The organism is Allobosea sp. LjRoot237 (assembly GCF_964253285.1).
GTDB lineage: Bacteria > Pseudomonadota > Alphaproteobacteria > Rhizobiales > Beijerinckiaceae > Allobosea.
The window spans coordinates 3871258-3896120 of the sequence record NZ_CAXUQP020000001.1 but is presented as its reverse complement, the minus strand read 5'-3'; the positions used below and the strand labels follow the sequence as shown (position 1 = coordinate 3896120).

Annotated in this window: 29 protein-coding genes; 14 read left to right on the top strand and 15 right to left on the bottom strand. The window is 66.5% G+C overall.

Going from position 1 to position 24863, the window contains the following annotated elements:
- Positions 1 to 271: 271 nt before the first annotated feature.
- Complete coding sequence (locus tag ACSQ24_RS18945) at positions 272 to 685, top strand: hypothetical protein (RefSeq protein WP_436096176.1); 414 nt, start codon at positions 272 to 274, stop codon at positions 683 to 685.
- A gap of 70 nt (positions 686 to 755) precedes the next feature.
- Here ACSQ24_RS18945 and ACSQ24_RS18940 read toward each other — a convergent pair whose 3' ends face one another.
- Entirely contained in the window at positions 756 to 932 is a 177-nt protein-coding gene (locus ACSQ24_RS18940; protein ID WP_436096175.1) for a hypothetical protein, read from the bottom strand.
- Positions 933 to 998: 66 nt separating this feature from the next.
- Positions 999 to 1391, bottom strand: coding sequence for a 50S ribosomal protein L19 (rplS, locus tag ACSQ24_RS18935; protein ID WP_436096174.1), 393 nt, complete (start codon positions 1389 to 1391; stop codon positions 999 to 1001).
- A gap of 188 nt (positions 1392 to 1579) precedes the next feature.
- On the opposite strand from rplS, the gene ACSQ24_RS18930 reads away from it, so the two are divergent.
- The gene (locus tag ACSQ24_RS18930; RefSeq protein ID WP_436096173.1) at positions 1580 to 2368 is read left to right on the top strand and encodes an SDR family NAD(P)-dependent oxidoreductase; all 789 of its coding nucleotides are present in this window, start codon (positions 1580 to 1582) and stop codon (positions 2366 to 2368) included.
- A 98-nt stretch (positions 2369 to 2466) separates the two neighbouring features.
- Here the strand turns inward: ACSQ24_RS18930 and ACSQ24_RS18925 are convergent, their stop codons facing one another.
- Positions 2467 to 3330, bottom strand: coding sequence for an NmrA family NAD(P)-binding protein (locus ACSQ24_RS18925; RefSeq protein WP_436096172.1), 864 nt, complete (start codon positions 3328 to 3330; stop codon positions 2467 to 2469).
- 90 nt (positions 3331 to 3420) lie between these two features.
- Here ACSQ24_RS18925 and ACSQ24_RS18920 point away from each other — a divergent pair, with 90 nt between their 5' ends.
- The 3 genes from ACSQ24_RS18920 (at position 3421) to ACSQ24_RS18910 (ending at position 7964) form a co-directional block, all read left to right on the top strand.
- Positions 3421 to 3765, top strand: coding sequence for a winged helix-turn-helix transcriptional regulator (locus ACSQ24_RS18920; RefSeq protein ID WP_436096171.1), 345 nt, complete (start codon positions 3421 to 3423; stop codon positions 3763 to 3765).
- A 213-nt stretch (positions 3766 to 3978) separates the two neighbouring features.
- Positions 3979 to 6057 carry an elongation factor G gene (locus tag ACSQ24_RS18915; RefSeq protein ID WP_436096170.1) on the top strand — a complete coding sequence of 693 codons (2079 nt, stop codon included), beginning with the start codon at positions 3979 to 3981 and terminating at the stop codon, positions 6055 to 6057.
- A 185-nt stretch (positions 6058 to 6242) separates the two neighbouring features.
- Positions 6243 to 7964, top strand: coding sequence for an AMP-binding protein (locus ACSQ24_RS18910; protein ID WP_436096169.1), 1722 nt, complete (start codon positions 6243 to 6245; stop codon positions 7962 to 7964).
- Positions 7965 to 7981: 17 nt separating this feature from the next.
- Here ACSQ24_RS18910 and ACSQ24_RS18905 read toward each other — a convergent pair whose 3' ends face one another.
- From ACSQ24_RS18905 to dapF, 3 genes are all read right to left on the bottom strand, one after another.
- A complete protein-coding gene (locus tag ACSQ24_RS18905) occupies positions 7982 to 8551 on the bottom strand; it encodes a hypothetical protein (protein ID WP_436096168.1) in 570 nt (189 codons plus the stop codon).
- Between the two features lie 73 nt (positions 8552 to 8624).
- Complete coding sequence (gene mtaB, locus ACSQ24_RS18900; RefSeq protein ID WP_436096167.1) at positions 8625 to 9902, bottom strand: tRNA (N(6)-L-threonylcarbamoyladenosine(37)-C(2))-methylthiotransferase MtaB; 1278 nt, start codon at positions 9900 to 9902, stop codon at positions 8625 to 8627.
- The gene (dapF, locus tag ACSQ24_RS18895; protein WP_436096166.1) at positions 9902 to 10786 is read right to left on the bottom strand and encodes a diaminopimelate epimerase; all 885 of its coding nucleotides are present in this window, start codon (positions 10784 to 10786) and stop codon (positions 9902 to 9904) included. The genes mtaB and dapF overlap by 1 nt, the downstream gene beginning before the upstream one ends.
- 144 nt (positions 10787 to 10930) lie before the next feature.
- On the opposite strand from dapF, the gene ACSQ24_RS18890 reads away from it, so the two are divergent.
- A complete protein-coding gene (locus tag ACSQ24_RS18890; RefSeq protein ID WP_436096165.1) occupies positions 10931 to 11809 on the top strand; it encodes a GyrI-like domain-containing protein in 879 nt (292 codons plus the stop codon).
- A gap of 13 nt (positions 11810 to 11822) precedes the next feature.
- Positions 11823 to 12254 (top strand): cupin domain-containing protein, encoded by a 432-nt coding sequence (locus ACSQ24_RS18885; RefSeq protein ID WP_436096164.1) that lies wholly within the window; start codon positions 11823 to 11825, stop codon positions 12252 to 12254.
- A gap of 22 nt (positions 12255 to 12276) precedes the next feature.
- Here the strand turns inward: ACSQ24_RS18885 and ACSQ24_RS18880 are convergent, their stop codons facing one another.
- The 6 genes from ACSQ24_RS18880 to ACSQ24_RS18855 form a co-directional block, all read right to left on the bottom strand.
- Complete coding sequence (locus tag ACSQ24_RS18880) at positions 12277 to 13335, bottom strand: MBL fold metallo-hydrolase (RefSeq protein WP_436096163.1); 1059 nt, start codon at positions 13333 to 13335, stop codon at positions 12277 to 12279.
- Between the two features lie 53 nt (positions 13336 to 13388).
- The gene (locus ACSQ24_RS18875) at positions 13389 to 13988 is read right to left on the bottom strand and encodes a class I SAM-dependent methyltransferase (protein WP_436096162.1); all 600 of its coding nucleotides are present in this window, start codon (positions 13986 to 13988) and stop codon (positions 13389 to 13391) included.
- A gap of 10 nt (positions 13989 to 13998) precedes the next feature.
- Positions 13999 to 14625, bottom strand: coding sequence for a LysE family translocator (locus tag ACSQ24_RS18870; RefSeq protein ID WP_436096161.1), 627 nt, complete (start codon positions 14623 to 14625; stop codon positions 13999 to 14001).
- Between the two features lie 58 nt (positions 14626 to 14683).
- Positions 14684 to 15028: a type II toxin-antitoxin system PemK/MazF family toxin gene (locus ACSQ24_RS18865; protein ID WP_436096160.1), complete on the bottom strand. Its 345-nt coding sequence runs from the start codon at positions 15026 to 15028 to the stop codon at positions 14684 to 14686.
- On the bottom strand, positions 15015 to 15230 hold the full coding sequence (locus ACSQ24_RS18860; protein ID WP_436096159.1) for an AbrB/MazE/SpoVT family DNA-binding domain-containing protein: 216 nt from the start codon (positions 15228 to 15230) through the stop codon (positions 15015 to 15017). The genes ACSQ24_RS18865 and ACSQ24_RS18860 overlap by 14 nt, the downstream gene beginning before the upstream one ends.
- Before the next feature lie 62 nt (positions 15231 to 15292).
- Positions 15293 to 15877 carry a CAP domain-containing protein gene (locus ACSQ24_RS18855; protein WP_436096158.1) on the bottom strand — a complete coding sequence of 195 codons (585 nt, stop codon included), beginning with the start codon at positions 15875 to 15877 and terminating at the stop codon, positions 15293 to 15295.
- 101 nt (positions 15878 to 15978) lie between these two features.
- On the opposite strand from ACSQ24_RS18855, the gene ACSQ24_RS18850 reads away from it, so the two are divergent.
- From ACSQ24_RS18850 to trmD, 6 genes are all read left to right on the top strand, one after another.
- A complete protein-coding gene (locus ACSQ24_RS18850) occupies positions 15979 to 16362 on the top strand; it encodes a YybH family protein (RefSeq protein ID WP_436096157.1) in 384 nt (127 codons plus the stop codon).
- Between the two features lie 460 nt (positions 16363 to 16822).
- Positions 16823 to 18400: a signal recognition particle protein gene (gene ffh / locus ACSQ24_RS18845; RefSeq protein WP_436096156.1), complete on the top strand. Its 1578-nt coding sequence runs from the start codon at positions 16823 to 16825 to the stop codon at positions 18398 to 18400.
- A 31-nt stretch (positions 18401 to 18431) separates the two neighbouring features.
- Positions 18432 to 18794, top strand: a complete 363-nt coding sequence (gene rpsP / locus ACSQ24_RS18840) for a 30S ribosomal protein S16 (protein WP_057187673.1) — start codon at positions 18432 to 18434, stop codon at positions 18792 to 18794.
- A gap of 222 nt (positions 18795 to 19016) precedes the next feature.
- Positions 19017 to 19538, top strand: coding sequence for a ribosome maturation factor RimM (gene rimM / locus ACSQ24_RS18835; protein WP_436096155.1), 522 nt, complete (start codon positions 19017 to 19019; stop codon positions 19536 to 19538).
- Positions 19528 to 20199 carry an HAD family hydrolase gene (locus tag ACSQ24_RS18830; protein WP_436096154.1) on the top strand — a complete coding sequence of 224 codons (672 nt, stop codon included), beginning with the start codon at positions 19528 to 19530 and terminating at the stop codon, positions 20197 to 20199. The genes rimM and ACSQ24_RS18830 overlap by 11 nt, the downstream gene beginning before the upstream one ends.
- A 155-nt stretch (positions 20200 to 20354) precedes the next feature.
- Entirely contained in the window at positions 20355 to 21086 is a 732-nt protein-coding gene (gene trmD, locus ACSQ24_RS18825) for a tRNA (guanosine(37)-N1)-methyltransferase TrmD (protein ID WP_436096153.1), read from the top strand.
- A gap of 30 nt (positions 21087 to 21116) precedes the next feature.
- On the opposite strand, the gene ACSQ24_RS18820 is transcribed toward trmD, so the two are convergent.
- From ACSQ24_RS18820 to ACSQ24_RS18810, 3 genes are all read right to left on the bottom strand, one after another.
- Positions 21117 to 21986 carry a hypothetical protein gene (locus tag ACSQ24_RS18820; protein ID WP_436096152.1) on the bottom strand — a complete coding sequence of 290 codons (870 nt, stop codon included), beginning with the start codon at positions 21984 to 21986 and terminating at the stop codon, positions 21117 to 21119.
- 115 nt (positions 21987 to 22101) lie between these two features.
- The gene (locus tag ACSQ24_RS18815; RefSeq protein ID WP_436096151.1) at positions 22102 to 22524 is read right to left on the bottom strand and encodes a rhodanese-like domain-containing protein; all 423 of its coding nucleotides are present in this window, start codon (positions 22522 to 22524) and stop codon (positions 22102 to 22104) included.
- Between the two features lie 54 nt (positions 22525 to 22578).
- Positions 22579 to 23781 carry a pyridoxal phosphate-dependent aminotransferase gene (locus ACSQ24_RS18810; protein WP_436096150.1) on the bottom strand — a complete coding sequence of 401 codons (1203 nt, stop codon included), beginning with the start codon at positions 23779 to 23781 and terminating at the stop codon, positions 22579 to 22581.
- A 262-nt stretch (positions 23782 to 24043) separates the two neighbouring features.
- On the opposite strand from ACSQ24_RS18810, the gene ACSQ24_RS18805 reads away from it, so the two are divergent.
- Complete coding sequence (locus ACSQ24_RS18805; RefSeq protein ID WP_436096149.1) at positions 24044 to 24859, top strand: transglutaminase-like domain-containing protein; 816 nt, start codon at positions 24044 to 24046, stop codon at positions 24857 to 24859.
- Positions 24860 to 24863 lie beyond the last annotated feature (4 nt).

Sequence of the window (24863 nt, the reverse complement as noted above, 5' to 3'; positions counted from 1 at the left end):
GGAAATTATCGTCGCCGGTCCGCTTCACCCCGCTCGGTTTCAACGTTCCTGCTGGTCTCGCCATGGCGAGGCGATCAATCGCCAGCCTACATCGCCAAGGCGAATTCCACGGACCGATCAACCTAACATGGTGGGATCGAAGCCGACGCGTCAATCCGTGATGCGCATCCAAAAAAGGGCGCATGCGGCTGGAGCAGCGAGTGACGTTGCGGTAGCATTCCGTCCGGTCGGCCGCGCCATGGCTGATCGATCAAGCGGACGGAGCTGACGCATGAAGACGCTGCCAGGCCTGGCGATCGCTGCCGTTCTCGCCGCTCTCACTCCTGCTTTCGCCCAGGCTCCCAAGCCGGCCAGCGCCTCTCCGGCCGTGCAGAAGGAGTTCGATGGCTTCATCGGAAAGTTCCGCGCGGCGCTGAAGGCCAACGACGCGGTAGCCGTCGCCGGCCTGACGCGGCTGCCCTATATGGGCGACGCCTCCATCGGCGACGCCGCGCAATTCCGCGCCAAGGTCTATCCGCGCGAATTCACCGCCAAGAACCGCGCCTGCCTTCAGCGGACCAGGCCGGTCTACGACCGCGACGGCAACAAGAACGAGATCTACGCTATCGTCTGCGGCGGCGACGTCTTCACCTTCACGAAGACGCCGACCGGCTTCCTGCTCACGGATGTCGATGTGGCCGATTGAGCGGGCGGTGGGCCTCAGATCGAGTTTCGCGGATCCCGGCTCATGGGGCTTCGGCTGTTGTTTGGCGCCGTCAGCGCTGCGCGGTGTCGACGCTGACCACCACCGACATGCCGGGCGAGAGCCGCTCGGCCAGTTCCTGACCGGGCTCGATTGCGATCCGCACCAGCCTGCGCGCCAGCGCCGGGCCAGGCCCCTGTCCCATCGCGGTCGGCAGGAACAGGGCCGAGCCGAATGCCGCGCCTCGCATCGAGGCGCGGCAATAAAAAACGCGGCCCGAAGGCCGCGTTCCTGAAACCCAAAAAGGAAGAGCGGCTTACTTGCCCTTGCTCTCGCCCTTGGCCGGCCTGGCGTCGACGCGCTCGGCGATACGGGCCGACTTGCCGCGGCGATCGCGCAGGTAATACAGCTTGGCGCGGCGAACCTTGCCCTTGCGGACGACCTTGATCGAGTCGAGGTTCGGCGAATACAGCGGGAAGACGCGCTCGACGCCCTCGCCATAGGAGATCTTGCGGACCGTGAAGCTCTGGTTCAGCCCGCCGCCATTGCGGGCGATGCAGACGCCTTCATAGGCCTGGACGCGGCTGCGCTCGCCTTCTTTGACCTTGACGTTGACCTGCACGGTGTCGCCAGGCTGGAAATGCGGGATTTCCTTGCCGTCGGCGAGCTTGGCGATCTGCTCTTGGTCGATCTGCTCGATGATGTTCATGGGTCTCTCCATGGCCGTGTTCGCGCGGAAGCGCGGGCTTTCGGCTCGCTGTTTTAAGTTGAGTGCCGGGCCTTACAGGAGCGCGGCGGGTTTGTCGAGCGCGAGATAAGCTGTGTGAAGGGTTTTGCCTTGCCTGGCCGGCCTGCCTATGGTCGCGGCCATCACCAGCTTTACTTCGGACAGCCGTCATGCCCCAGGACATCGCCAAGGTCGCTCTCGTCACCGGCGCTGCGCGCGGGATCGGCCTCGCCACCGCCAAGCGTTTCCTCGCCGATAACTGGCGCGTCGCCCTGCTCGACATCGACGCGCCGGAACTGGCGAAGGCAATGGCCGAGCTCGATGCGCCGACTGCGACGATGACCATCGCCTGCGACGTCGCCATGCCGGAACAGGTTTCGGAGGCGATCGACGCTGTGGTCGAGCGCTTCGGCCGGCTCGATGCTCTCGTCAACAATGCCGGCACGGCCGTGTTCAAGCCGCTGCTCGAAACCACTTATGCCGAGTGGCAGCGCGTGCTCGCGGTCAATCTCGACGGTCCGTTCCTGGCGACGCAGGCCGCAGCTCCGGTCATGGCCGACAATGGTGGTGGCGCGATCGTCAACATCACCTCGATTTCGGGCCTGCGCGCTTCGACGCTGCGCGTCGCCTACGGCACCAGCAAGGCGGCGCTCGCCCATCTCACCAAGCAGCAGGCGGCCGAGCTTGCGGCCCTGGGCATTCGGGTGAACGCCGTCGCGCCCGGGCCGGTCGAGACCGCCATGGCCAAGGCCGTGCACTCGCCCGAGATCCGCGCCGATTATCACGACGCCATCCCGCTCGCCCGCTATGGCGCGGAAGAGGAGCTTGCCGAGGCGATCTTCTTCCTGTGCAGCGAGCGGTCAAGCTACATCACCGGCCAGGTGCTCGCCGTCGACGGCGGCTTCGACGCGGTCGGCATCGGCCTGCCGACGCTGCGCGGGCAGCGGCGCAACCGCTAGAGCATTCTCGAGCGAAGTGGGCACCGGTCCGCGTAAAGAAATTGCGATAAACCAAAGGATTAGAGCATTTCAGCGGTTCGGAGAAACGCGGAAATACTCTAACCCAGCAGACCGGCCAGCGCCTCTTTCAGCGTGACGCTGCCGCGGCGCATCTCGCCGACGTCCTCGAAGGCGATGCGGCCGGCATTCATGGCATCGTAGAGCCCGGCCAATTCGCGCGCATGGCTTTCGCTGAGGCCTGCAGTGACGAGCCCAGGCTCCCACTCCTCGCGCGGCGTCGGCACGGCCGCAATGGGCTTGCCGAGCAGTTCGGTGAGCGCCTGCGCCGCGTCTTCAGGCGAATACTCCGCCGGCCCTTTCAGGTTGACGATGCGCTCGCCGGCATGCGGACGGGAAAGTTCGGCAGCTGCCTGCCTGCCGACATCGACGGCGGAGACGGTCTCGCCGGCGGCATCGAGCGGCTGGCGCATGCTCGGCAGGATGCCGTGCTCGGCCGCGACGCCAAGGACGCTGCCCCAGTTCTCCATGAATTCGGTGGCGCGGATGAAGGTCAGCGAAGGGGCCGCGCCGCGCAAGGCCTGCTCGAAATCGTACAGCGCCCGTACGATGCCAGTCCCTTCCGGGCGATCGGCCCCGCTCGACGACAGCGCCACCACATGCGGCACGCCGGCGCGGCGGATCGCCTGCGCAATCGCAGTTCCGTTCTTTGCCGCGGCAGCGAAGACGTCCTCGGCCGCGAGCGGGACTGGGTTGAGCACATAGACCGCATCGGCGCCGGCGAAGGCTGCTGTCAGCGCCTCGATATCGTCGAGATCGGCCTTGGCCAGAACTGCGCCCTTATCGGCGAGCGCCGTGGCGCGGTTCGGCTCCCGGACGATCGCCCTGGTCGCATGACCTGCTGCGAGCGCCGTCGCCAAAGCCGCGCCGCCCGTCTGTCCCGTCGCTCCCATGATCGCAAACATCGTTTCCTCCATCGGTTGCTGGGGAGGAGATAACAGGGCAGTATCAGAAACATAAGTACGCACAATTTTTATACTGGATTGGAGCAGCCGATGCACCCGTCGCTGAAGTACACCCCTTATGTCTGGTGTCCGGTCGAGGCGACGATCGACGTGATCGGCGGCAAGTGGAAGGCGCTGATCCTGTTCCAGCTGACGCACGGGCCGCGCCGCTTCAACGCGCTGCGCCGGCTCCTGCCGCATGTGACGCAGCGGATGATGACCCTGCAGCTGCGCGCGCTGGAAGAGGATGGCGTGATCTCCCGCACTGTGCAGGAGACGGTGCCGCCCAAGGTCGAATACGCGCTGACCGAATGTGGCTGGGCGCTGGCGCCGATCTTCGAGGCGATGATGCTCTGGGGCGAAGCGCATGGCGCGCGCCGGTCGGAACCGGCCTGAGCCAGCGGCAACATTCTCCTTGCGCCGGGTGGGGAACGGCGCGAACCTGTCTTTCGACATCCCTCTTCGACGGCCGCCCGACCCTGTCGGGCCCGAGCGACCGCCGCTCCACCGGCGTGAGCGCTCCATTCCTGTTCCCGCCGGTCAATCGCTGCATCGGACACGAGGCCTCGGGCCATCGTCCGCGCGCGGCCAGAACCGAAGGAGGACGACATGGCTGCGACTTCCAGCAATGGAGGAAACCCGTCCGGCGTCAGAGGTAGGGGCCCGCGATGCATCGCGATCGTCGGTCCCTTCCAGAGTGGCAAGACCAGCCTGTTCGAGAGCATTCTGGAGCGCTGCGGCGCCGTCTCGCGCGCCGGCTCCGTGAAGACGAAGAACAGCGTCGGTGACGCCTCGCCCGAGGCACGCTCCCATCAGATGAGCACCGAGCCCAATGTCGCCAGCGTCGACTTCATGGGCGAGCGCTACACTTTCATCGACTGCCCCGGCTCCGTCGAATTCCTGCACGAGATGCGCCATGTCCTGCCGGCGGTCGACGCCGCGGTCGTGGTCTGCGAGGCCGATGATCGCAAGGCACCGGCGCTGGAACTCGTGCTGCGCGAGCTCGAGGAGGCCGACATTCCGCGCTTCCTCTTCCTGAACAAGATCGATTCCGCGGCGCGGCGCGTGCGCGAGACACTGGCATTGCTGCAGCGCGCCTCGCGCACACCATTGCTGCTCCGGCAGATCCCGATCTGGCGCAATGGCATCGCGGTCGGTTTCATCGACCTCGCGCTCGAACGGGCCTTCATCTATCGCGAGCATGCTCCGAGCGAGATCGTGCCGCTTGCTCCCGAAGAGGTCGAGCGCGAGCGCGACGCTAGATTCTCGATGCTGGAAAAGCTCGCCGACTACGACGATGAGCTGATGGAGGGGCTGCTCGGCGACATCGAGCCGCCGCGGGACCTCGTCTTCGACGACCTCGCCCGCGAGCTCAAGGAGCGCCATGTCGTGCCCGTGTTGATCGGCGCGGCCGAGCGCGGCAATGGCGTGACCCGGTTGCTCAAGGCGCTCAGGCACGAAGCGCCGACACTGGCGGTGACGCGCGGGCGGATCGGCGTCGTCGACAGCGGCGCGCCGCTCGCGCTGGTGCTGAAAACCTGGCAGTCGGGGCAAGGCGGCAAGCTCTCGCTGGCGCGCATCCTGCGCGGGCGCATGGCGGAAGGCGATGTACTGACCTCGTCCGGCGGTGTCGAAGCCCGCATCGGCGGGGTGCTCGAGCTCAAGGGCACCGAGCAGCAGCGACGCCCTGCGGCGGATGAAGGCGAGGTCGTCGCCTTCTCGCGGCTCGAAGGCATCCGCACCGGCGACACCGTCGCCGTCGGCAAGGCCCGGCCGGATATCGTCAGCGCCGTGGCGCCGCCCGAGCCGGTCCATGCGCTGTCGGTCGGCGTCAAGGACCGCAAGGACGAGGTCAGGCTGACCGCCGGCCTCGCCAAGCTGATCGAGGAGGATCCGGCGCTCGCCCTCGAGCATCGCGCCGAGTTCGGCGAGATGCGCCTCTCCGGCCAGGGCGAGATGCATCTGCGCGTCGCGCTGGAGCGACTGGCGGGGCGCTACGGCATCAGCGTCGACAGTGGTGCGACGCAGCTCGGCTATCGCGAGACCCTGCGGGGCAGGGCGAGCGCGCGTGGCCGGCACCGCAAGCAGAGCGGCGGCCACGGCCAGTTCGGCGATGTCGTGCTCGAGATCGCGCCGCTGCAGCGCGGCGAGGGCATCCGCTTCGTCGACCGTATCACCGGGGGCGTCGTGCCGAGGCAGTACATCTCGTCGGTCGAGGCCGGCGTGCGCGACTATTGCCAGCGCGGCCCGCTCGGTTTTCCGCTCGTCGATATCGAGGTGACGCTGACCGACGGCTCCTATCATACGGTCGATTCCTCCGACATGGCCTTCCGGCAGGCGGCGCGGATCGCGATGGGCGAGGCCTGCCCGCAGGCCAAACCCGTGCTGCTGGAGCCGATCCTGGCGGTCGAGATCGTGATTCCGTCGGATGCGATGTCGCGTGCCTCGGCGATCGTCTCGGCAAGGCGCGGCCAGATACTCGGTTATGATGCGCGCCCTGGCTGGCGTGGCTGGGACCAGATCAACGCGCTGATGCCGGAGGCCGAGATGGCGGGGTTGATCGTCGAATTGCGCTCGGCGACCGCCGGCGTCGGCTCGTTCAGCGCCCGCTTCGACCATCTTGCCGAGCTCGCTGGCAAACCAGCCGATGCGGTGGTCGCGGCTCAGGCGATGGCGCAGGCGCGTTAGCCTGGTTGCGGCGAAAAGGTTTATATGTAAACTTTCCAGCGGCGAGCGCTTGCGCCCGCCGCTAAGCTTGCGCAGTGTAGCGCCAGACAATCATAAGGTGCGGAACGCGATCGGCCGCCAGCCGAGCGTCCGCCACGCGGTACCCACGCCCGGTAACAGGGCGGGTCGCTGAGGGGAGGATGAGGATGACGGCAGTTTCAGCGGTTCAGACGACGCCGGATGCACGTCCCTGGCTGGCGCATTATCCGCCGGCGGTGCCGCCCACCATCGACGAGGCCGGAGTCGGCACGCTCGCCGATCTGATCCGCAGCGCCTACGAGACTTATCCCGATCGCGAGGCATTCGAGAGCTTCGGCAAGTCGATCACCTTCGCCGAGGTCGGTCGCGCGGCGCGCGCCTTCGCCGCCTGGCTGCAGGCACAGGGCTTCAAGAAGGGTGACCGCATCGCGCTGATGATGCCGAACATCCTGGCCAATCCGGCGGCGATCTTCGGCACGCTGCTCGGCGGCTTCACCGTGGTCAACGTCAACCCGCTCTATACCGCCCGCGAGCTGACGCATCAGCTCAACGACTCCGGCGCGCGCGCGCTGGTCGTGATCGAGAACTTCGCCCATGTCGTCGAGGAGGCGCGGCCGAACCTCAAGCTCGACGCCATCATCATCGCCACGGCTGGCGATCTGATGGGCTTCAAGGGGGCGATCGTCAATTTCGTCGCCCGCAAGATCAAGAAGGTGGTGAAGCCCTACAACCTGCCGGGCGCGGTTCCGCTCAAGACGATCTTCGCCCATCCAGGGGCCATGAGCCCGGTCACGATCACGCCGGATGACATCGCCTTCCTGCAATATACCGGCGGCACGACCGGCGTCGCGAAAGGCGCGACGCTGACCCACCGCAACGTCGCTTCCAATGTCGCGCAATGCGCGCTCTGGCTCGGCTGGCAGCTCGAGCCGCCGCATGGCCGCAGCGACTATCAGCACGTCATGGTGACGGCGCTGCCGCTCTACCACATCTTCGCTTTGACCTGCTGCTGCATGTTCATGCTGCGCATCGGCGCCAAGAGCCTGCTGATCGCCAATCCGCGCGATATCGCCGGCTTCATCAAGATCCTGAAGGGGAGCCGGTTCACACTCTTCTCCGGCGTCAACACGCTTTTCAACGCGCTTGCCAGCCATCCCGATATCAAGGATGTGAACTTCTCCGAGCTGCGCTTCGCTGTCGCCGGCGGCATGGCGACGCAGGCTGCCGTCGCCAAGCGCTGGAAGGAAGTCACGGGGCGGCCGATCATCGAAGGCTATGGCCTGTCAGAGACCTCGCCGGTCGCTTCGGTCAACCGCACCGACATCGCCGAATTCACCGGCACGATCGGATATCCACTGTCTTCGACCGATTTTGCCATCCGCGATGCCGAGGGCAATGACGTTCCAGCAGGCGAAGCCGGCGAGATCTGCATCCACGGACCGCAGGTGATGATCGGTTACTGGAACCGGCCGGACGAGACCGCCAAGGTGATGACGGCAGACGGCTTCTTGCGCACCGGCGATGTCGGCATCCTCCTGCCGGACGGGCAGTTCAAGGTCGTCGATCGGATGAAGGACATGGTCCTCGTCTCCGGCTTCAACGTCTATCCGAACGAGGTCGAGGATGTGCTCGCCAAGCATCCGGGCGTACTGGAATCGGCCGTGATCGGCCTGCCGGACGAGCATTCCGGTGAGGCGGTGACCGCCTTCGTGGTCAAGCGCGACCTGGCCGTCACGGCAGAAGAACTGCGTGCCTTCTGCAAGGAGAACCTGACCGGCTACAAGGTGCCCAAGCAGATCATCTTCCGCGACGCCCTGCCCAAGACCAATGTCGGCAAGGTGCTGCGCCGGGCGCTGCGCGAGGAGGTCGCCGCCGGGCAGAACGCCTGAGCGGCGTACGTAAAGCCTTATTCCGGTGCGTGGATCGTCGCGCGCAGGGTCCTGAACAGCGGCAGCGCGGCGGCGAGTCCGGCCTGGTCGGTCACGCAGATCAGCGCGGTGCGGCCCTTGGCCGTCTCCAGGGTCGAGGTGAACATGCGCACGTTCTGCGCGTTCGGGCCGGCCTTGGGCGTGACGATCAGCTCGATGCCGTTGAAGCCCTGGTGCTCGAACAGCTTGAGATCGGAGACGGTACCGATCGTCTCGAACATATCGCGGTAGAGTTGCTGCCATTCCGGCTTGGCCATCTGCTCGTTGACGACCTCGCGCGTCAGCTTGGCGTTCTGCGCCGCGCTCTTGAAGCCGAGTGTGCAGAGCTGGCCGGTGCCGTTGACCGCCTTCGGCGTGCCGGTCTTCGAGCTGATGTCGATCGTGACCTCGAACTGCGGATGCGGCTTGCCGGCCTCCGCCTTGAAACCGGCGGGCGGCGCGACTGACAGGCTGGTCGCAGGATCGCCATAAGACTGTGCGGCGGCGCCTCCTGCGAACAGGGCGGTGGCTAAGGCTGCGGAAAGATAAAGCGGTCGGATCATGGCCACGAGCTAGTTCCCGATTGCGACAGCAAGGAGACAGACGGTTCGGTGCGGCTATGGGCGTCGCATGGGCTTCACGTCAAGCCGCGAGCAGGGATTTACCGGCCTGGGCATGGGCCGTCACTGGCAGGATCTGGCCGGGCGCGACGCTGCGGCCGAAGCGCACCAAAGTGAAATCCTCGGCCCGGCCGGTGTCGCCGCGCTCGGTCAGGACCGAGAGCCGCCGGCCGACGCGGGCGGCAAGGTGCCGGGCATGTGCGGCTTCCGCCGCCTCGCGCAGCCGGGCTGCGCGCTGCTTGATCTCGCTGCCGGCAACCTGCGGCATGCGCGCCGCCGGCGTGCCCGGCCGGGCTGAGAACGGGAAGCCGTGGACATAGGACAGCCCGCACTCTTCGATCAGGCCGAGCGTGCGGGAAAACATCGCTTCGTCCTCGGTCGGGAAGCCCGCGATCAGGTCGGCACCGAAGACGATTTCCGGCCGCAGGCTGCGCATCTCGCTGCAGAACCGGACTGCATCGGCGCGGCTGTGGCGGCGCTTCATCCGCTTCAGCACGAGGTCGTCGCCGGCTTGCAGCGAAAGGTGCAGATGCGGCATCAGCCGCGGCTCCCCAGCGATCAGCCTGCGCAGATCGTCGTCGACCTCGACGGCGTCGAGCGAGGACAGCCGCAGGCGCTTCAATTCGGGCAATGCGACCAGAATGGAGCGGACGAGCGCGCCGAGCGTCGGTCCGTCGGACCTCTCCCGGCCATAGCTCGTCAGGTCGACACCGGTCAGCACGATCTCGCTGGCGCCCTCTTCGACAAGACGGCGCGCCTGCGCGACGACCTCGCCAACGGGTGCCGAGCGGGCGTTGCCGCGCCCGAGCGGGATGACGCAGAAGGTGCAGCGGTGGTCGCAGCCGTTCTGCACCTGCAGGAAGCCGCGTGTATGCTGGCCCAGCGCCTGGGTGCGGTGAGGGGTGGCGCCCTGCGCCTGCATGATGTCGCCGACTGCGATCTTGCCGGCTGGGTCGCTGTCCGGACTCGTGGCGCGCAGGCTGTTCGAGTTGGCGAGCGCTCGCCAGCTCGCCATGTCGAGCTTCTCGGCATTCCCCAGCACCCGCGCCACCTCCGGCATGGCGGCGAAGCGTGCGGGCTCGATCTGCGCCGCGCAGCCGGTCACTACGATCGGACGCTCCGGGTTTTCGCGGGCGAGCCGGCGGATCGCCTGGCCGGCCTGGCGTACGGCTTCGGCTGTCACGGCGCAGGTATTGATCACCGCGACGTCGGAAAGGCCGGCGGCGAACGCCTGCCGCTCGATCGTCTCGCTCTCGACCAGGTTGAGCCGGCAGCCGAAGGTGACGAGCTCGACTGCCATCAGGCGACGGCGGCGAAGAGCTCGGGCTCCAGCACGCCTTCCCAGTCGAGCGCCGCCGGCCCGGTCATCAGTACATGGCCGTCGCTCTCGCGCCACTCGATCACGAGGTCGCCGCCGGGCAGGCTGACGGTCGCCTTGCGATTGGACAACTCACGGCGCACGGCCGCGACCAGCGCCGCGCAGGCGCCGGAACCGCAGGCGCGGGTGATGCCGGCGCCGCGTTCCCAGACCCGCAGCACGATATGGTCAGGCGCCTTCACGGCGGCGAGGCCGATATTGGCGCGGTCCGGGAATATCGGGTGGTTCTCCAGCAGCGGGCCGATCTGTTCGAGGTTGAAGCGATAGGGATCATCGACGAAGAAGACCGCGTGCGGATTGCCCATGCTGACGGCGCAAGGCGTGTGCAGGATCGGATCGTCGATCGGCCCGATCTGGAGCTCGAAGCGGCTGGTATCCTCGAATGGCTCGGCCAGCGGTATCTCGTCCCAGGCGAGGCGCGGCGCACCCATGTCGACGGTGAAAACGGTCTCCGACAGGCGCGCCACCGGCAGCAGCCCGGCCTTGGTCTGCAGCAAGAGGCCGTCACGGCCGGACTGCCCCATCTCAGGGTCGGCGGTCATCGCCCAGGCGACGCAGCGCGTGCCATTGCCGCAGGCGCCGGCCTCCGATCCGTCGGTGTTGTAGATGCGGACATAAGCGTCGGTGCCTGCCGCCTTGGCGTCGTGCAGCACCATCAGCTGGTCGAAGCGGCTGCGCTCCTGGCTTGCGATCGCGCGTGCCTCGGCTTGCGAGACGAGGTGCTTCGTCCCGCGCAGGTCGAGCACGGTGATCTCGTTGCCGAGACCGTTCATCTTGAGGAACCGGCGATGGGCGAGGGCGTTCATGTTGTCAGAAGTCCGTGATGATGCGGATATATGAAGCGAGCGCCGAAAAATTGCCACCCTTCGCGATCTTCCTGCCGTAACGGGATCGTCGTAGCTTGCGGCGCGGCGGCGCGAATCGGTCGAGCCAGCTCGGGAATGTCTGATATGCGGCAGTCGAGATTCAGCGCACTTCTCCTGGCGCTCGCCTTCGCCTATCCGGCAGCGGCGCAGACGCGCGTGGCGCCTCCGACCGCAGTGGAAAGCACGCCACTCGCCGCACCGCCGGGAACGGCGACGCCGGCGCAGAGCGTGCAACCGGCCCAGCCCGCTCCTGTCCAGACGCAGGCCAATCCGCCGACCCCGGCCGAGCCGCAGCCGGTGCAGCCGCCGCCGGCTCCGCAGGCACCGATCGTGCCGCAGCCGGTCCAGCCGCCGCCGACGCCGCAGACGCCGGTCGAGCCGCAACCTGTCCAGCCGCCGCCGACCCTGCCCAATCCGCAGCCGGCCCCGCCTGTCCAGCAACAGCAGACCGGCGCGCCCAACCCGAACGCGACGCTTGCCGGCAAGCAGGGCGATCCGTCCGATGTCGACGAGATCGCGCTCGTCGCCAAGCCGGTACTGCTGCTGGCGGGACAGGCGAGCTGGGATCAGGGTTTCCAGAAGCTGTCGGAGGCCATCGCGCTCCTGCGGGCTGAGGCCGACAAGGCCGGGCTCAAGGTTGCCGGCCGGCCGCTGAGCCTGTTCGTCGAGACAGACGACAACGGCTTCAAGTTCGAGGCGATGCTGCCGGTCGACAAGGCGGCGGACGCTGCCAGGCCGCTGGCGACCGGCGTGCGTAATGGCCAGTCACCGGTCGGGCGCTCGCTGCGCTTCGTCCACACCGCGCCCTATGACGACATCGATTCGACCTATGAGACGATCACCGCCTATCTCGAGGCGAAGAACATCGTCGTGAAGGACGCTTTCCTCGAGGAATATGTCAGCGACCTCAAGGATCCCGGCGACCCGAACCTCGAGATCAACGTTTACGTCCAGCCGAAATGACGGCGACGAGCCGATGGGGCGGATTGACGGCGACAAGGCCAGGGTCACGATAGGCAGCGAAGCGAGCGATGCTCTGCCGTCGGGTCGCTGGAAGCGCATCGCGATCGGCGATGCCGTCGATCTCTCCCAGTTCGGAGTGAACATTCTCGAGCTTCAGCCCGGTGCGTGGTCTGCCGATCGCCACTGGCACAGCGACGAGGATGAGTTCGTCCATGTCTTGGAAGGGGAGGTCGTCCTTGTTGCGGAGGGCGGTGAGACCATTCTGCGCGCGGGCGACAGCGCCGGTTTCAAAGCCGGCGTTCCCGATGGCCATCATCTACAGAACCGGTCGGCGACCCTCGCTCGGGTGCTCGAGGTCGGAAGCCGCAGGCCGGACAGCGATATCGTGACCTATCCCGATCTGCGCCGTCGGAAGGGGCCGCGAGACATGGAAGGCTTGGGCTGATCGACGCACGGGCGGGTTCGTCTCAGGCCTCCCACACTAGCCCGGGCTGCATCGGCCGGAAGCGTTCCTCTGGCAGGTCAGCTTTTTCCAGCGCAATCTTGAGCGCCTCGGGCGGCCGGCCGACGCCCTCGTCGGTGAGCTGGAACGTGCCCCAATGGTGGCCGAGCGCCTGCTCGGCGCGCAGTGAACGCATCACCGCCACCGCCTCTTCCGGATTCATGTGGTTGTCGCTCATGAACCAGCGCGGCTCATAGGCGCCGATCGGCAGTGCGGCCAGCCGGAAGGGGCCATGCTCCTGGCCGAGCCGCTCATAGAGCGAGCCGTCATGGTAGCCGGTGTCGCCGATATGGAAGAGCTTGCCCGCCGGCGTCTCGATCACGAAGGAAGACCACAGCGCCATGCGCCGGTCGAAGGCCCCGCGCGCCGACCAGTGATAGCTCGGCACCAGCGTGACCGCGACCTTGTCCGACAGCGCCAGCCGCGCGCCCCAGTCATGCGCCTCGGCCCGGATCGAACCACCGCGCGCCTTGACGATCATGTCGTTGCCGAGCGGCATGATCATCCGCGGATTGTCGCGCGCATGGATCAGTGCCAGCGTCTCGACGTCGAGATGGTCGTAATGATTGTGCGTGACCAGCACGATATCGATCTTCGGCAGGTCAGCGAAAGCGACGCCAGGCGCATTCACCCGCTTCGGCCCGAAGAAGGAGAACGGGCTCGCCCGATCGGAATAGACCGGGTCGATCAGGATGTTGAGACCGGCGGTCTGGTACAGGAACGAGGCGTGGCCGAGATGGACGACGCGTAAGCCGTCGACCCGCGCCGGCGGCTTGTCCTGCGGTGGAGCCGCGTACTGCGCCGGGAAGACCTCGCGCTCGCGCTTCGAGAATTGCCAGCGTAGCACGTCGGCCAGCCCCTTTGTGACCGGCCGGCCGTCGCTGAAGATCAGCCCGTCGAAATGGTCGCTGACCGGGCCCTGGTAATAGGGATTGCGCGAGCGCGCATAAGAGGCCCAGGCGAAGCCCGAGGAACCGAGCAAAGCAGGGATGCCGAGGAGGCGCAGGAGCTTGCGGCGTGTCATGACATCGAGAAGTCGTGTGCGCTTCGCCCAGCGTCAAGGCCGGGCCATCCGCTTCAAGACAACTTGATCGCCGTCACGTGCAACCAGCGCGTCGGCTCCTGATCGTAGCCGCCGCCAAGATCCTCCTCGATATCGATGCGGTTCCAGCCGAGATCGCCGTAGGCCGTGCGCAGCCAGTCGGCATCCGGATAGTTGTAGAACCGGCCAAAGCTGTCGCGGCCTTCGGCTTCGCCGGCCTTGAAGCTGGCATAGAAGGCGCCGCCCGGCCTCAGCGATCGGTGCACCTTGTCGAGGATGCCGGGCAAGGCCGGACGCGGGACATGCAGCAGGCAGGCATTGGCCCAGACGCCGTCATAGGCCGCGTCCGCTGCGAGATCTTCGAAGAGCAGCATGGAGACTGGCCGCCCGAGCCGCTTTTGCGCCTCTGCGGCGAGCTCGGGCGAGCCGTCGGTCGACGTGACGTCGAGGCCGAGCGCGAGCAGGGCCTCGCTGTCCTGCCCGCCACCGCAGCCGAGTTCGAGCACCTGGCCGCCGGTCGGGATCAGCTCGGCGAAGCGCCGCAGGCGCGCCTCGCCGAGTTCGCGGGCGCGCCCGGCATAAACCTGCGCCTCGGCGGCGTAGAAGCCGAGGGTGTCCGCATCGCGCCCGTTCATGCCTGGTCTCTCAATTGCTGCCCGAGCGCACCGCGACGGTTGCGATCCCGGCGCCGACCAGCAGCGTGCCGCCGGCCTTGTTGAACAGGCCGATGGCGCGCGGATTGCCGACCACAGCCCGGGCACGCGAGGCGATCAGCGCGTAGCCGAAGGCGTTGGCGAAGGCGAGGGTAATGAAGGTCGCCTCGAAGATCAGCATCTGCGTCCAGAAGTCGGCCTTGGCATCGAGGAACTGCGGCAGGAAGGCGACGAAGAAGGTGATGCTCTTCGGGTTCAGTGCCGTCACCAGCCAGGCATGGCCGAGCATCTTCAGCGCCGAGGTCGCGTCCTGGCGGGGCTCGGCGTTGAGGCTGCCGCCGGCACGAAAGAGCTTGACGCCGAGATAGATCAGGTAGGCCGCGCCGGCCCATTTCAGCGCGGTGAAGATCGTCGCCGAGGTCGCCAGCAGCGCGCCGACGCCGAGCATGGACAGGGTCATCGCGGTGAAGTCGCCGAGCGCGACTCCGACCGCCATCGGCAGGGCGGTGCGCCAGCCCTGGCCGAGCGCGTAGGAGATCACCAGGAGGATGGTCGGGCCGGGGATGACGAGGAGGACGGCGGTGGCGGCCGCGAAGGCGGCCCAGGCTTCGAAGGTCATGGTGTAGAGGCTCCGCTAAAAACCAGAGCCATCACCAGACGGGGGTGTTTGTAAAGGGCTATCTTGCGCGCAGATAGCCGTTCAACGTCGCCATGATGTCGGCAAGCTGATCGCTGCCGATTCGGCCGATCGCTTGCGCATGGCGGGCTTCGATCGTGGCGATCTTGCATGGGCGTATCGTCGATGGTGCAGGCAGGCCTGCCTCCCGATACTGTGATCCCAGCGCCACGTCGCCGGGCCAGGGACGGTTCGCGGCGCTGGTGATCATCACGACCCAGAGCAACACCTCGCCGTCTCCGACACCGCCGGCCGAGACGACAAGTGCCGGCCGATGCTGGCGCGTGTCGCGATCAGTATAGGGAAAAGGGACGCGAACAACGTCGCCCTGCTCAAAGGTCGGCATAGGCCTTGCGGTCCGCCTCGCTGTCCCATTCGCTGAATGTCGCGAACGGGTCTTCGGCAGCCAATGCGGTCGCCTTGCTGATCACGACATGATCGTCGGCGATCACATAGGCGATCTCGTCGCCTTCCCTGAGCTTGAGGGCGGCGCGGACCGGCTGCGGTATCGTCGTCTGCGCCTTGCTCGTCAGCTTGCTCGTGATCATCGCGACCTCCTGGCGGAAAGGTAAGGAATTTCCTTTCCTTCTGCAATGCGGCTGCATCGATCTTAAAGCGACGCCCCCCAGCGGAACGTCGTTCCGCCGCCACGCACCGGCACGAGCGGCCCGGCCGACATTTCCCGCCGCTTCTCCGGCTCTCCCGCCAATACCAGTGTCCACCAGGCGCCGTAGCGGGTCTGCGCGTTCTTCGCGAGCGCGAGGCCGATGCGCGTCGCCTGCGGCATGGAGAGGTTGGCCTCATGGCCGGACGACTTCTTCCAGCCGTCGAAGGCTTCCTGCGTCGAGTAGTAGCCGGCGCCGAGGTTTTCCGCGGCGCGCGCCGCGTCGAGGCCGGCACCATGGACGCGCGAGGTGAAGCTGCCGGCGGCGCTATGGGAGAGATCGTCGCTGGCGGCCATCGCGTCGGACTGGCGCTGCGCCATCGCGGTCAGGGTGGAATCGAGGCGGACTGGGCCGAGACCCTTGCCGGCGCGATAGGCGTTGAGGATGCGCACCGCCTCGGCCGGATCAGCCTTCACCGCGGCGAGGCGCTCCTGCTTGCGCGGGCTTGGCGGCGCCGCTTCGCGTTGCGTGCCCGCGCAGCCGGCCAGAAGCAGGGCGATCAGAAGGGCTGCGCCCGCATGTCTTGTCATCACGTCGATCTCGGCTTCTGCTGCGCCGGACCGGCGAAGCGAGGCGGCCTTAGGCGAGGAATGCGGCGCGATTATCGCAAGCCGACCCGGGAGAACAGCCCATGAGCGATGACGAACAGGCGATCCGCGACCTCGTCGAGACCTGGATGGTGGCGACGAAGGCCGGCGACGCTGCAACTGTGCTGGGCCTGATGAGCGACGACGTGGTTTTCATGGTTCCCGGCGCCGAGCCCTTCGGCAAGGAGGCTTTCGCCGCCGCGCTGAAGGGGCTCGATGCCATGACGATCGAGGGGCGCAGCGACATTCGCGAGCTCAAGGTGCTCGGCGACCACGCCTGGCTGCGCAACCACATCGACATGACCGCGACCGCGGCGGACGGCAAAACCATCCGCCGCTCGGGCTACACGCTGACGATCTTGCGCAAGGAGGCCGACGGGCGCTGGCGGCTCGCCCGCGACGCCAACCTGATGACGGCGCAGGAATAAGGCGGCTTGCAGCTTTCAAGTGATGATCACTAACCCCCGTCATTCCGGCCGTAGCGAAGCGGAGCGCCGGAATCCATCGAAGGGGACTGCGCTCTACGATGGATTCCGGAGCTGCGCGCCTTCGGCGCTTGTCCGGAATGACGGAGATTAGGTTGAACACTGCGGCAGAATGCGTGCTTCTCTGGTACGCGAGCTTGACTTTCGCCGCATTTGTCCGCTTTAACGCGCCCATTCGTTTCGCCGACATCGCCGAAACCTCATCCGCCGACCGGGCCGTTCCCATGGAACCGCCGAGAGCCCGGAGGTCAACGCCCGACAGCGCGTCTGCGCCCTCGGGCGCGAAACCGTTTGGCGGATGGCTCGTGCGATATCGGTTCCAGAGCCGGATCTGATCAGGTTGGTTCAACTTGAGTCAGTGAATCCGTCTCTCACTTTTTGAGGCCAGGCAAAGCAGGACCGCATGTTCGGCACGCTGAGCGACAGACTTTCCGGCATCCTCTCGGGCCTGACCCGCCGGGGTTCGCTGACCGAGGACGACGTCAACGCCGCGCTGCGCGAGGTCCGCCGCGCGCTGCTCGAGGCCGACGTCGCGCTCGAGGTCGTGCGCAGCTTCACCGAGAAGGTGCGCGAGCGTGCCGTCGGCGCCGAGGTGCTGAAGTCGGTCACGCCCGGCCAGCAGGTCATCAAGATCGTCAATGACGTCCTGATCGACACGCTCGGCGGCGAGGGCGAGGGCATCACCTTCGACGCCGTGCCGCCGGTGCCGATCCTGATGGTCGGTCTGCAGGGGTCGGGCAAGACCACCTCGACCGCCAAGATCGCCAGGCGCCTGACCGATCGGGACAAGAAGAAGGTCCTGATGGCGTCGCTCGATACGCGCCGCCCGGCCGCGATGGAGCAACTCGCCATCCTCGGCAAGCAGGTCGGCGTCGAGACGCTGCCGATCGTCGTCGGCCAGAGCGCTGTGCAGATCGCGAGGCGCGCGATCGAGGCCGGCAAGCTTGGCGGCTACGACGTCGTTATGCTCGACACCGCCGGCCGCGTCACGCTCGACGAGGTGCTGATGGCCGAGGTTGCCGAGGTCAAGGCGGCGACCAATCCCCATGAAGTCCTGCTCGTCGCCGACGCGCTGACCGGCCAGGACGCCGTCAACACCGCCCGCGCCTTCGACCAGCGCGTCGGCCTCACCGGCATCGTGCTGACCCGCATGGACGGCGACGGCCGCGGTGGCGCGGCGCTCTCGATGCGTGCCGTCACGGGCAAGCCGATCAAGCTCGTCGGCACGGGCGAGAAGACCGATGCGCTCGAGGATTTCCACCCCTCGCGCGTCGCCAACCGCATCCTCGGCATGGGTGATATCGTCGGCCTGGTCGAGAAGGCCGCCGCGACCGTCGATGCCGACAAGGCGCAGGAACTGGCGCAGCGCCTCGCCAAGGGCAATTTCGACCTCGGCGACCTGCGCACCCAGCTTCAGCAGATGGAGAAGATGGGCGGCCTCGGCGGGCTGATGGGCATGCTGCCCGGCATGGCGCAGATGAAGAACCAGATCGCCGGCTCGAAGATGGACGACAAGGTCATCGCCCGGCAGATCGCGATCATCAACTCGATGACGCCGGGCGAGCGCAGGAACCCGGACCTGCTCAAGAACAGCCGCAAGAAGCGCATCGCCGCCGGCTCCGGCACCTCGCCCGAGGCGATCAACAAGCTGCTCAAGATGCACCGCCAGATGGCGGACATGATGAAGCAGATGGCCCGCCAGAAGGGCGGCATGCTCGGCAAGCTCGGCAGCATGTTCGGTCTCGGCGGCGGCATGGGCGGCCTGCCTGCCGGCATGCCAGACCCCTCCAAGATGGATCCGGCGCAGCTCGCCGAGCTCCAGAAGCAGCTCGGCGCCGGCGGCGGCATGCCCTCGCTGCCGCCGGGCGGTTTCCCCGGTCTGCCCAAGGGCGTCACCCCGCCCGCCGGCATGATGCCGAAGCTTCCCGGCCTCGGCTCCGGCCTGCCTGGCCTCGGCAACAACCCGTTCAAGAAGAAGTAGTTTTACCGCTCAACCCAAAGGAAGAAGAGCAATGTCCCTCAAGATCCGCCTGACCCGTGGTGGCGCCAAGAAGCGCCCGTACTACCGCATCGTCGTCGCCGACGCCCGCTCGCCGCGCGATGGCCGCTTCATCGAGAAGATCGGCGCCTATGATCCGATGAAGGCCAAGGATTCGCCGGAGCGCGTCGTGCTTGATCTCGAGAAGGCCAAGGCCTGGCTCGCCAAGGGCGCCCAGCCGACCGATCGCGTCCTGCGCTTCCTCGACGCAGCCGGCGTGCTGAAGCGTCCGGCCCGCAACAACCCGGACAAGGCCGTTCCCGGCGAGAAGGCCAAGGAGCGCGCCGAGAAGAAGGCCGCCAAGAGCGCTGCCCCGGCCGAAGCTGCGGCTGAGTGACATGACAGGCGCGGGGAACCCTTCTCCCGTGTGGGAGAAGGGCAGGGATGAGGGCCTGCCCTATCCGCAGAAGGCGCAACGGCAGCGCTGCGCTTCCGCGATTGGCGGCGGTCCCTCACCCCTGCCCCTCTCCCATCCGGGAGAGGGGTTCCCCGCGTGCTTTCCATCCGCCGTTGCACGAGCTGGAAAGCTACGAGGCAGGCCCCAGCGTGGCGCACTGACATGAGCGACGACCTCGTCCTGCTCGGCATCATCGGCGCGCCGCATGGCGTGCGCGGTGAGGTCCGGATCAAGACCTTCACCGCCGATCCGATGGCGCTGGCCGAATATGGCCCGCTCGTCGACGAGAAGGGCCGGCGCTTCGAGATCGCAGATGCCCGCCCCGCCAAGGAAGTGGTCGTTGCCCGGCTCAAGGGCGTGACCAGCCGCGAGGGGGCCGAGCTCCTCAACGGCGTCAAGCTCCATATCGAGCGTTCGCGCCTGCCGGCGCCCGAGGACGAGGACGAGTTCCTGCAGGCCGATCTCGTCGGCTGCGTGGTTGTCGGACCGGACGGGGCCATCCTCGGTAAAGTCACCGCCGTCGCCAACTATGGCGCCGGCGACCTCCTCGACATCGAGATGCCGGATGGCCGCTCGGTGCTGATGCCCTTCACCAAGGCCTATGCGCCACGCATCGACATCGCGGCCAAGCGCATCGAGGCGCTGCCTCCCGTCGGTCTGTTCGAGGATGACGATGCTGCCTGAGACGCCGGCCAAGGCTCTGATCTTCGACATGGACGGCACCATCGTCGACAATATGCGCTACCACGACGATGCCTGGGAGGTCTGGTACCGCAAATACGGCCTGCCCTTCGAGCGCGCGACCTTCTCGGCACGCACCGCCGGCATGGCGATCTCCGACATCATCGGCCCGCATTTCCCCGGTGCCGACGCCGCCGAGCTCGGCCGGCTCGCCGAGGAAAAGGAAGAGCTCTATCGCGAGACCTATGGCCCGCTCGTCACGCCGCTCGGCGGCCTCGTCGACCTGCTCGACCGGGCCCGCAGCCATGCCGTGCCGATGGCCGTCGGCACCGCCGCGGCGCCGCCGAACATCGCGCTGATCCTCGACACGCTCGCCCTGCGCGAGCGCTTCGCCACCATCGTTTCGCCGAGCCAGGGTTTCCCCGGCAAGCCGCATCCCGACATGTTCCTGGCCGCTGCAGAGCGCATGGGTGTCGCGCCGGCCGACTGCATCGTCTTCGAGGATGCGCCCAACGGCGTCGAGGCGGCGCGGCGCGCCGGCATGCGCGCCGTCGCGGTGCTGACCATGCTGCCGGCCGAGGCCTTCACCAGCTTCGACAACGTCATCGCCAGCGTGAGTGACTATGCGGCGCTGAACGGAAACCCGGCGCTGCACTTTGCTTGATTTCGAGCGTTCATTGTACGAGCCGTCATTCCGGCCGTAGCGAAGCGGAGCGCCGGAATCCATCGTAGAGTTCGGCGCCCCTCGATGGATCCCGGGACTGCGCTGCGCTTGCCCGGGATGACGGTGGTGTTTCCAGCGCACGAGCCAGGGTGATCATGACCTTCCGCGCCCGCATCCTCACCCTCTATCCCGAGATGTTTCCCGGCCCGCTCGGCCATTCGCTGGCGGGCGAGGGCCTGCGTACCGGGCTTTGGTCGCTCGAGACGCATCAGATCCGCGAGCATGGCATCGGCCGCCACCGCAATGTCGACGACAATCCGGCCGGTGGCGGCGCCGGCATGGTCTTGCGCTGCGACGTGCTGGCGGCTGCGATCGACGCCGCGGTTCCGGCTGATGACACCCGGCCGCGCCTGCTGATGTCGCCGCGCGGCCGTCCGCTCAGCCAACGCATGGTCCGCGATTTCGTCGCCGGAGAAGGCGTTGTCATCGTCTGCGGCCGCTTCGAGGGTGTCGACGAGCGGGTGATCGAGGGGCGGAACCTGACCGAGGTCTCGGTCGGCGACTACATCCTCTCCGGCGGCGAGATGGCCGCCATGGTGCTGCTCGACGCTTGCGTGCGCCTGATCCCCGGGGTGATGGGCAAGCAAGCCTCCGGCACGGAGGAGAGTTTCGAAAACGGCCTGCTCGAATATCCGCACTACACCCGCCCGCGCGAATGGGAGGGCAGGGGCCTGCCCGAGGCGCTCCTTTCCGGCGACCATGCCCGTATCGCCCGCTGGCGGCGCGAGCAGGCGGAGAAGATCACGCGGGAGCGGCGGCCGGATTTGCTGCCGGATGGCGGCTCGGAGCGACCCTCTACGTCATTCGGGGGTAACTCGAAGGGTTAATCCGGAGCTTACGGCCGCGGTGCCATACCTTCATGGCTGCTTCAAGTGGACATCGAGATAGCCTGACAAAGCATCGCGAATCTGCCTCCATTCTTCTCGCATTGCTTGAGAGAAGCCGACTTTGACAGTCATTTCTCGATATTCGAAATGCATTTCACATCGAGGATTGGGCGCTGGACGTGCTCCGGTGCAGATCAAGACCGTCCTGATCTTTTCCTGCTCGATTTCCGCGTAATAGCGTTCGCCGCTTTTGAGCGCCGATATGCCAAAGGGCCGACTGCCAGCCTTGCGGCTGGGCTCTGCTTCTCCTTCGAGCAAGCTGATCTCCGTCAGTCCTTGCAATACTGGTTGTCGAGCAAAGCCTTTGAATATCGTTTCCAAGGGTGAGTTCCAGACCTCGGGCTCGGCGATCCTCGTGACAATCGCCCGGCGAACGTCCCTCGTGGCAGTTCTGCCCACATGCCTGGGATCGAATGTTGGGTCGGATAGCAAAATTTGGAGTGAGCGGGATTCCGGCCGGGCCAGACTCAGCTCGTGCGTTGTTTCCGGCGTCCGTCCAACCATGCTCGGAAACAGGATTCTCAAAGATAAATCCGCAATTTTCCCACTCTTGTCGGGCAGGAAATCGCGTGCATTACGGGGAAAAACGAATGTGTTTGGTCCCAATTGGACCGTCGTGTCCAAAGCGAGGCCGCGAAGCTGCGCAGCTGCCGGGCAAGAGGCCAGGGCAGCGAATAGCGTGCAGGGCACGGCCAGAAGGCTGTGTAGCCGCCTTATCGACTGTTCGGTCTTTGCGACCGTAGAGGTGGCGCTAAAAGCTATGCTGGTGAAAGGGAGGAGGGTGGCTTTAAGCCGGCCCAGCTGCGCATGTAATCTCGGCACCAATGTCGTGAAAGCCATGTCGACTCTCGATTCCTCGCTAAAGTCGATTGCACCCCTGAAGGATGCCTAAGCCCACAAAGTGCGCACGATCTGTCTACGGCTGGTTTAGAGGGGCGATGCAATATCAAAGATTCTAGCGACGCGCCGTCACCGGCAGGCCTTCCGCCAGCCAGCCCTTGTCCTTGGGGTTGCCGAGCAGGCCGCCGCGGACGTCGACCAGATTCGTCCAGCCGCGTGTCGCGAGCTTCTTCTGCAAGGCCGAGGTTCGATTGCCGGTCCGGCAGATCAGCGCGATCGGCTTGCCGGGATGGTCGAGCTTCAGCGCGGCGAGGCGAACCTCGAAGGCGCTGCCGGTCATGTCGAGCTTGATCGCGCCTTCGGGAACGCCGGTATCGGTCCATTCCTCAGGGGTACGGATGTCGACGAGGACGAGCTTGCCGGCTTTGGCTGCCTCATGCGCCTCGCTGACGGAGAGCGAGGGCAGGGCGGATTGAGCCAGAGCCGGCCCGGTCAGGGCCAGCGCGGCAAGGCTCAGCAGGATGGAGCGACGATCCATGCCGCAAGCGCTAACCTCTCGAAGCGCTTGCGGCAATTCACGAGTTGATGCGTCTCAGCGCAGCTCGGCGCAGAAGCGCTGGATGCGGCGGCAGGCCTCTTCCAGCTTCTCGTCCGAGGTCGCGTAGGAGATGCGGAAGTTGGGGCCAAGGCCGAAGGCGGTGCCGTGCACGGCGGCGACCGCCTCGTTCTCCAGGAGACCCATGACCAGGTCCTCGTCGGTCTCGATTTTTTTGCCATTCGGCAGCGTCTTGCCGATCAGCTCCGAGCAGTCCGGATAGACGTAGAAGGCGCCTTCCGGCGTCGGGCACTTGAGCCCACGCGTCTGGTTCAGCATCGAGACGACGAGGTCGCGCCGGCGCTCGAACGCCTTCCTGAACACCGGGATGTGCTCCTGCGTGCCGTCGAGCGCCTCGACCGCGGCCCATTGCGAGATCGCCGAGGTGCCCGAGGTCTGCTGGCCCTGGACCAGGTCCATGGCGTTGATCAGGTGCTGCGGGCCTGCCGCGTAGCCGATGCGCCAGCCGGTCATGGCGTAGGACTTCGAGACGCCGTTCATCGTCAGCGTGCGCTCGTAGAGGCCGGGTTCGACCTGCGCCGGGGTGACGAATTTGAAGTCGCCATAGACCAGGTGCTCGTACATGTCGTCGGTCAGAATCCAGACATGCGGATGGCGCATCAGCACATCGGTGAGCGCCTTCATCTCGGCATGGGTGTAGGCGGCGCCCGACGGGTTCGAGGGCGAGTTCAGGATCAGCCACTTGGTCTTTGGCGTGATCGCGGCTTCCAGATCGGCCGGCTGCAGCTTGAAGTTGTTATGGATGGTGGCTTCGCAGAAGGTCGGGGTTCCCCCGCAGAGCGCGACCATCTCGGGATAGCTGACCCAATAGGGCGCGACGCAGATGACTTCGTCGCCCGGGTTCAGCGTGGCGAGGAGCGCGTTGTAGATGACGTGCTTGCCGCCGGTGCCGACGATGGTCTGCGAGGCCTTATAGTCGAGCCCGTTCTCGCGCTTGAGCTTGCGGGTGATCGCCTCGCGCAGCTGCGGGATGCCGGGGACCGGCGTGTACTTGGTCTCGCCGCGGCGGATGGCGGCGATCGCGGCTTCCTTGATATTGTCAGGCGTATCGAAATCGGGCTCGCCGACGGAGAGCGAGATCACGTCCTTGCCCTGCGCTTTCAGATCGCGCGCCTTCTGCGTGATGGTGATGGTCGCAGACGGCTTCACGCGCTTCAGGGCGTCGGCAAGGAAAGCCATGATCCAGATCTCCGGGAGGGCAAGACGCCCGTCGCGGGCGCGGGGCGTGGTTTAGGACCCTCGCGCATGCACTGCAAGCGACAGTGCTTGATATCGGCCAGAAACGACAGGAATGGCAGCTGGGCACGTCGACTGTCTTGCGGAGAGACGGCCTATCCCCGGCAGTCGGTGGGAGCCGTATCGCCGTGGCCTGAAACGTGCTTGGTGAAGAAAGCTGGGGAGCCGAAAGACAACAGCGCGCTGACGCGCAGAAGGCTCATGCATGAAACTCCGGATCGGCTACGAGCTCGACTACGTCTTTCCACAGCCGACCCCGATGATCCTGATGCTGCACGTGCATTTCAGCCGTGTCTCCGACCTCGCGGCGCCGGACCATATGCGCATCCAGCCGCCGACACCGGTCACCGCCTATCGCGACGGCTTCGGCAACTGGTGCAGTCGCCTGGTCGCACCGCAGGGCGCGATGCGCATCTCCGCCGATGCGGTGATCAGCGATAGCGGCCTGTCCGAGACGTTCGACCGCACGGCCGGGCAGGTGCCGGTGGAGCGCCTGCCGGAAGAGTGCCTGGTCTTCCTGCTCGCAAGCCGGTTCTGCGATTCCGATCGCTTGCTCGATCTCGCATGGCAGCTCTTCGGCCATACGCCGCCGGGTGCGCCGCGGGTGCAGGCGATCTGCGATTTCGTCAACCAGCGCATCGCCTTCGACTACATGGACGCCAGCGTGACCCGCAGCGCTTCCGAGGCCTATCGCGAAGGGCGCGGCGTCTGCCGCGACTATGCCCATCTCGCCATCGCCTTCTGCCGGGCGATGAACATCCCCGCGCGTTACTGCACCTGCTATCTCGGCGATGTCGGCACGCCGCCGCCCTGGCCGCCGGGCGATTTCGCCGCCTCCTTCGAGGTTTTCCTGGATGGCGGCTGGCAGATGTTCGATCCGCGCAACAACGTGCCGCGCATCGGCCGGGTGCTGATCGCGCGCGGGCGCGACGCCGCCGATGTCGCGATCGCAACCACCTTCGGACCGAACACGCTGACCGGCTTCAGGGTCTGGACGGACGAGGTCGGCGAGGCGGCCTGAGACC

Bases quoted from the DNA above. Each gene is read 5' to 3' on its own strand.
- ACSQ24_RS18930 (WP_436096173.1), top strand. From the start codon at position 1,580: ATGCCCCAGGACATCGCCAAGGTCGCTCTCGTCACCGGCGCTGCGCGC.
- dapF (WP_436096166.1), bottom strand. From the start codon at position 10,786: ATGAACGCCCTCGCCCATCGCCGGTTCCTCAAGATGAACGGTCTCGGC.
- ACSQ24_RS18890 (WP_436096165.1), top strand. From the start codon at position 10,931: ATGCGGCAGTCGAGATTCAGCGCACTTCTCCTGGCGCTCGCCTTCGCC.
- ACSQ24_RS18875 (WP_436096162.1), bottom strand. From the start codon at position 13,988: ATGAACGGGCGCGATGCGGACACCCTCGGCTTCTACGCCGCCGAGGCG.
- ACSQ24_RS18885 (WP_436096164.1), top strand. From the start codon at position 11,823: ATGGGGCGGATTGACGGCGACAAGGCCAGGGTCACGATAGGCAGCGAA.
- ACSQ24_RS18865 (WP_436096160.1), bottom strand. From the start codon at position 15,028: ATGCCGACCTTTGAGCAGGGCGACGTTGTTCGCGTCCCTTTTCCCTAT.
- ACSQ24_RS18945 (WP_436096176.1), top strand. From the start codon at position 272: ATGAAGACGCTGCCAGGCCTGGCGATCGCTGCCGTTCTCGCCGCTCTC.
- rplS (WP_436096174.1), bottom strand. From the start codon at position 1,391: ATGAACATCATCGAGCAGATCGACCAAGAGCAGATCGCCAAGCTCGCC.
- ACSQ24_RS18815 (WP_436096151.1), bottom strand. From the start codon at position 22,524: ATGGATCGTCGCTCCATCCTGCTGAGCCTTGCCGCGCTGGCCCTGACC.
- ACSQ24_RS18805 (WP_436096149.1), top strand. From the start codon at position 24,044: ATGAAACTCCGGATCGGCTACGAGCTCGACTACGTCTTTCCACAGCCG.
- ACSQ24_RS18860 (WP_436096159.1), bottom strand. From the start codon at position 15,230: ATGATCACGAGCAAGCTGACGAGCAAGGCGCAGACGACGATACCGCAG.
- ACSQ24_RS18830 (WP_436096154.1), top strand. From the start codon at position 19,528: ATGCTGCCTGAGACGCCGGCCAAGGCTCTGATCTTCGACATGGACGGC.
- ACSQ24_RS18850 (WP_436096157.1), top strand. From the start codon at position 15,979: ATGAGCGATGACGAACAGGCGATCCGCGACCTCGTCGAGACCTGGATG.
- rpsP (WP_057187673.1), top strand. From the start codon at position 18,432: ATGTCCCTCAAGATCCGCCTGACCCGTGGTGGCGCCAAGAAGCGCCCG.
- ACSQ24_RS18855 (WP_436096158.1), bottom strand. From the start codon at position 15,877: ATGACAAGACATGCGGGCGCAGCCCTTCTGATCGCCCTGCTTCTGGCC.
- ACSQ24_RS18915 (WP_436096170.1), top strand. From the start codon at position 3,979: ATGGCTGCGACTTCCAGCAATGGAGGAAACCCGTCCGGCGTCAGAGGT.
- ACSQ24_RS18940 (WP_436096175.1), bottom strand. From the start codon at position 932: ATGCGAGGCGCGGCATTCGGCTCGGCCCTGTTCCTGCCGACCGCGATG.
- ACSQ24_RS18880 (WP_436096163.1), bottom strand. From the start codon at position 13,335: ATGACACGCCGCAAGCTCCTGCGCCTCCTCGGCATCCCTGCTTTGCTC.
- rimM (WP_436096155.1), top strand. From the start codon at position 19,017: ATGAGCGACGACCTCGTCCTGCTCGGCATCATCGGCGCGCCGCATGGC.
- mtaB (WP_436096167.1), bottom strand. From the start codon at position 9,902: ATGGCAGTCGAGCTCGTCACCTTCGGCTGCCGGCTCAACCTGGTCGAG.
- ACSQ24_RS18910 (WP_436096169.1), top strand. From the start codon at position 6,243: ATGACGGCAGTTTCAGCGGTTCAGACGACGCCGGATGCACGTCCCTGG.
- ACSQ24_RS18925 (WP_436096172.1), bottom strand. From the start codon at position 3,330: ATGTTTGCGATCATGGGAGCGACGGGACAGACGGGCGGCGCGGCTTTG.
- ffh (WP_436096156.1), top strand. From the start codon at position 16,823: ATGTTCGGCACGCTGAGCGACAGACTTTCCGGCATCCTCTCGGGCCTG.
- ACSQ24_RS18920 (WP_436096171.1), top strand. From the start codon at position 3,421: ATGCACCCGTCGCTGAAGTACACCCCTTATGTCTGGTGTCCGGTCGAG.
- ACSQ24_RS18820 (WP_436096152.1), bottom strand. From the start codon at position 21,986: ATGGCTTTCACGACATTGGTGCCGAGATTACATGCGCAGCTGGGCCGG.
- ACSQ24_RS18870 (WP_436096161.1), bottom strand. From the start codon at position 14,625: ATGACCTTCGAAGCCTGGGCCGCCTTCGCGGCCGCCACCGCCGTCCTC.
- ACSQ24_RS18810 (WP_436096150.1), bottom strand. From the start codon at position 23,781: ATGGCTTTCCTTGCCGACGCCCTGAAGCGCGTGAAGCCGTCTGCGACC.
- trmD (WP_436096153.1), top strand. From the start codon at position 20,355: ATGACCTTCCGCGCCCGCATCCTCACCCTCTATCCCGAGATGTTTCCC.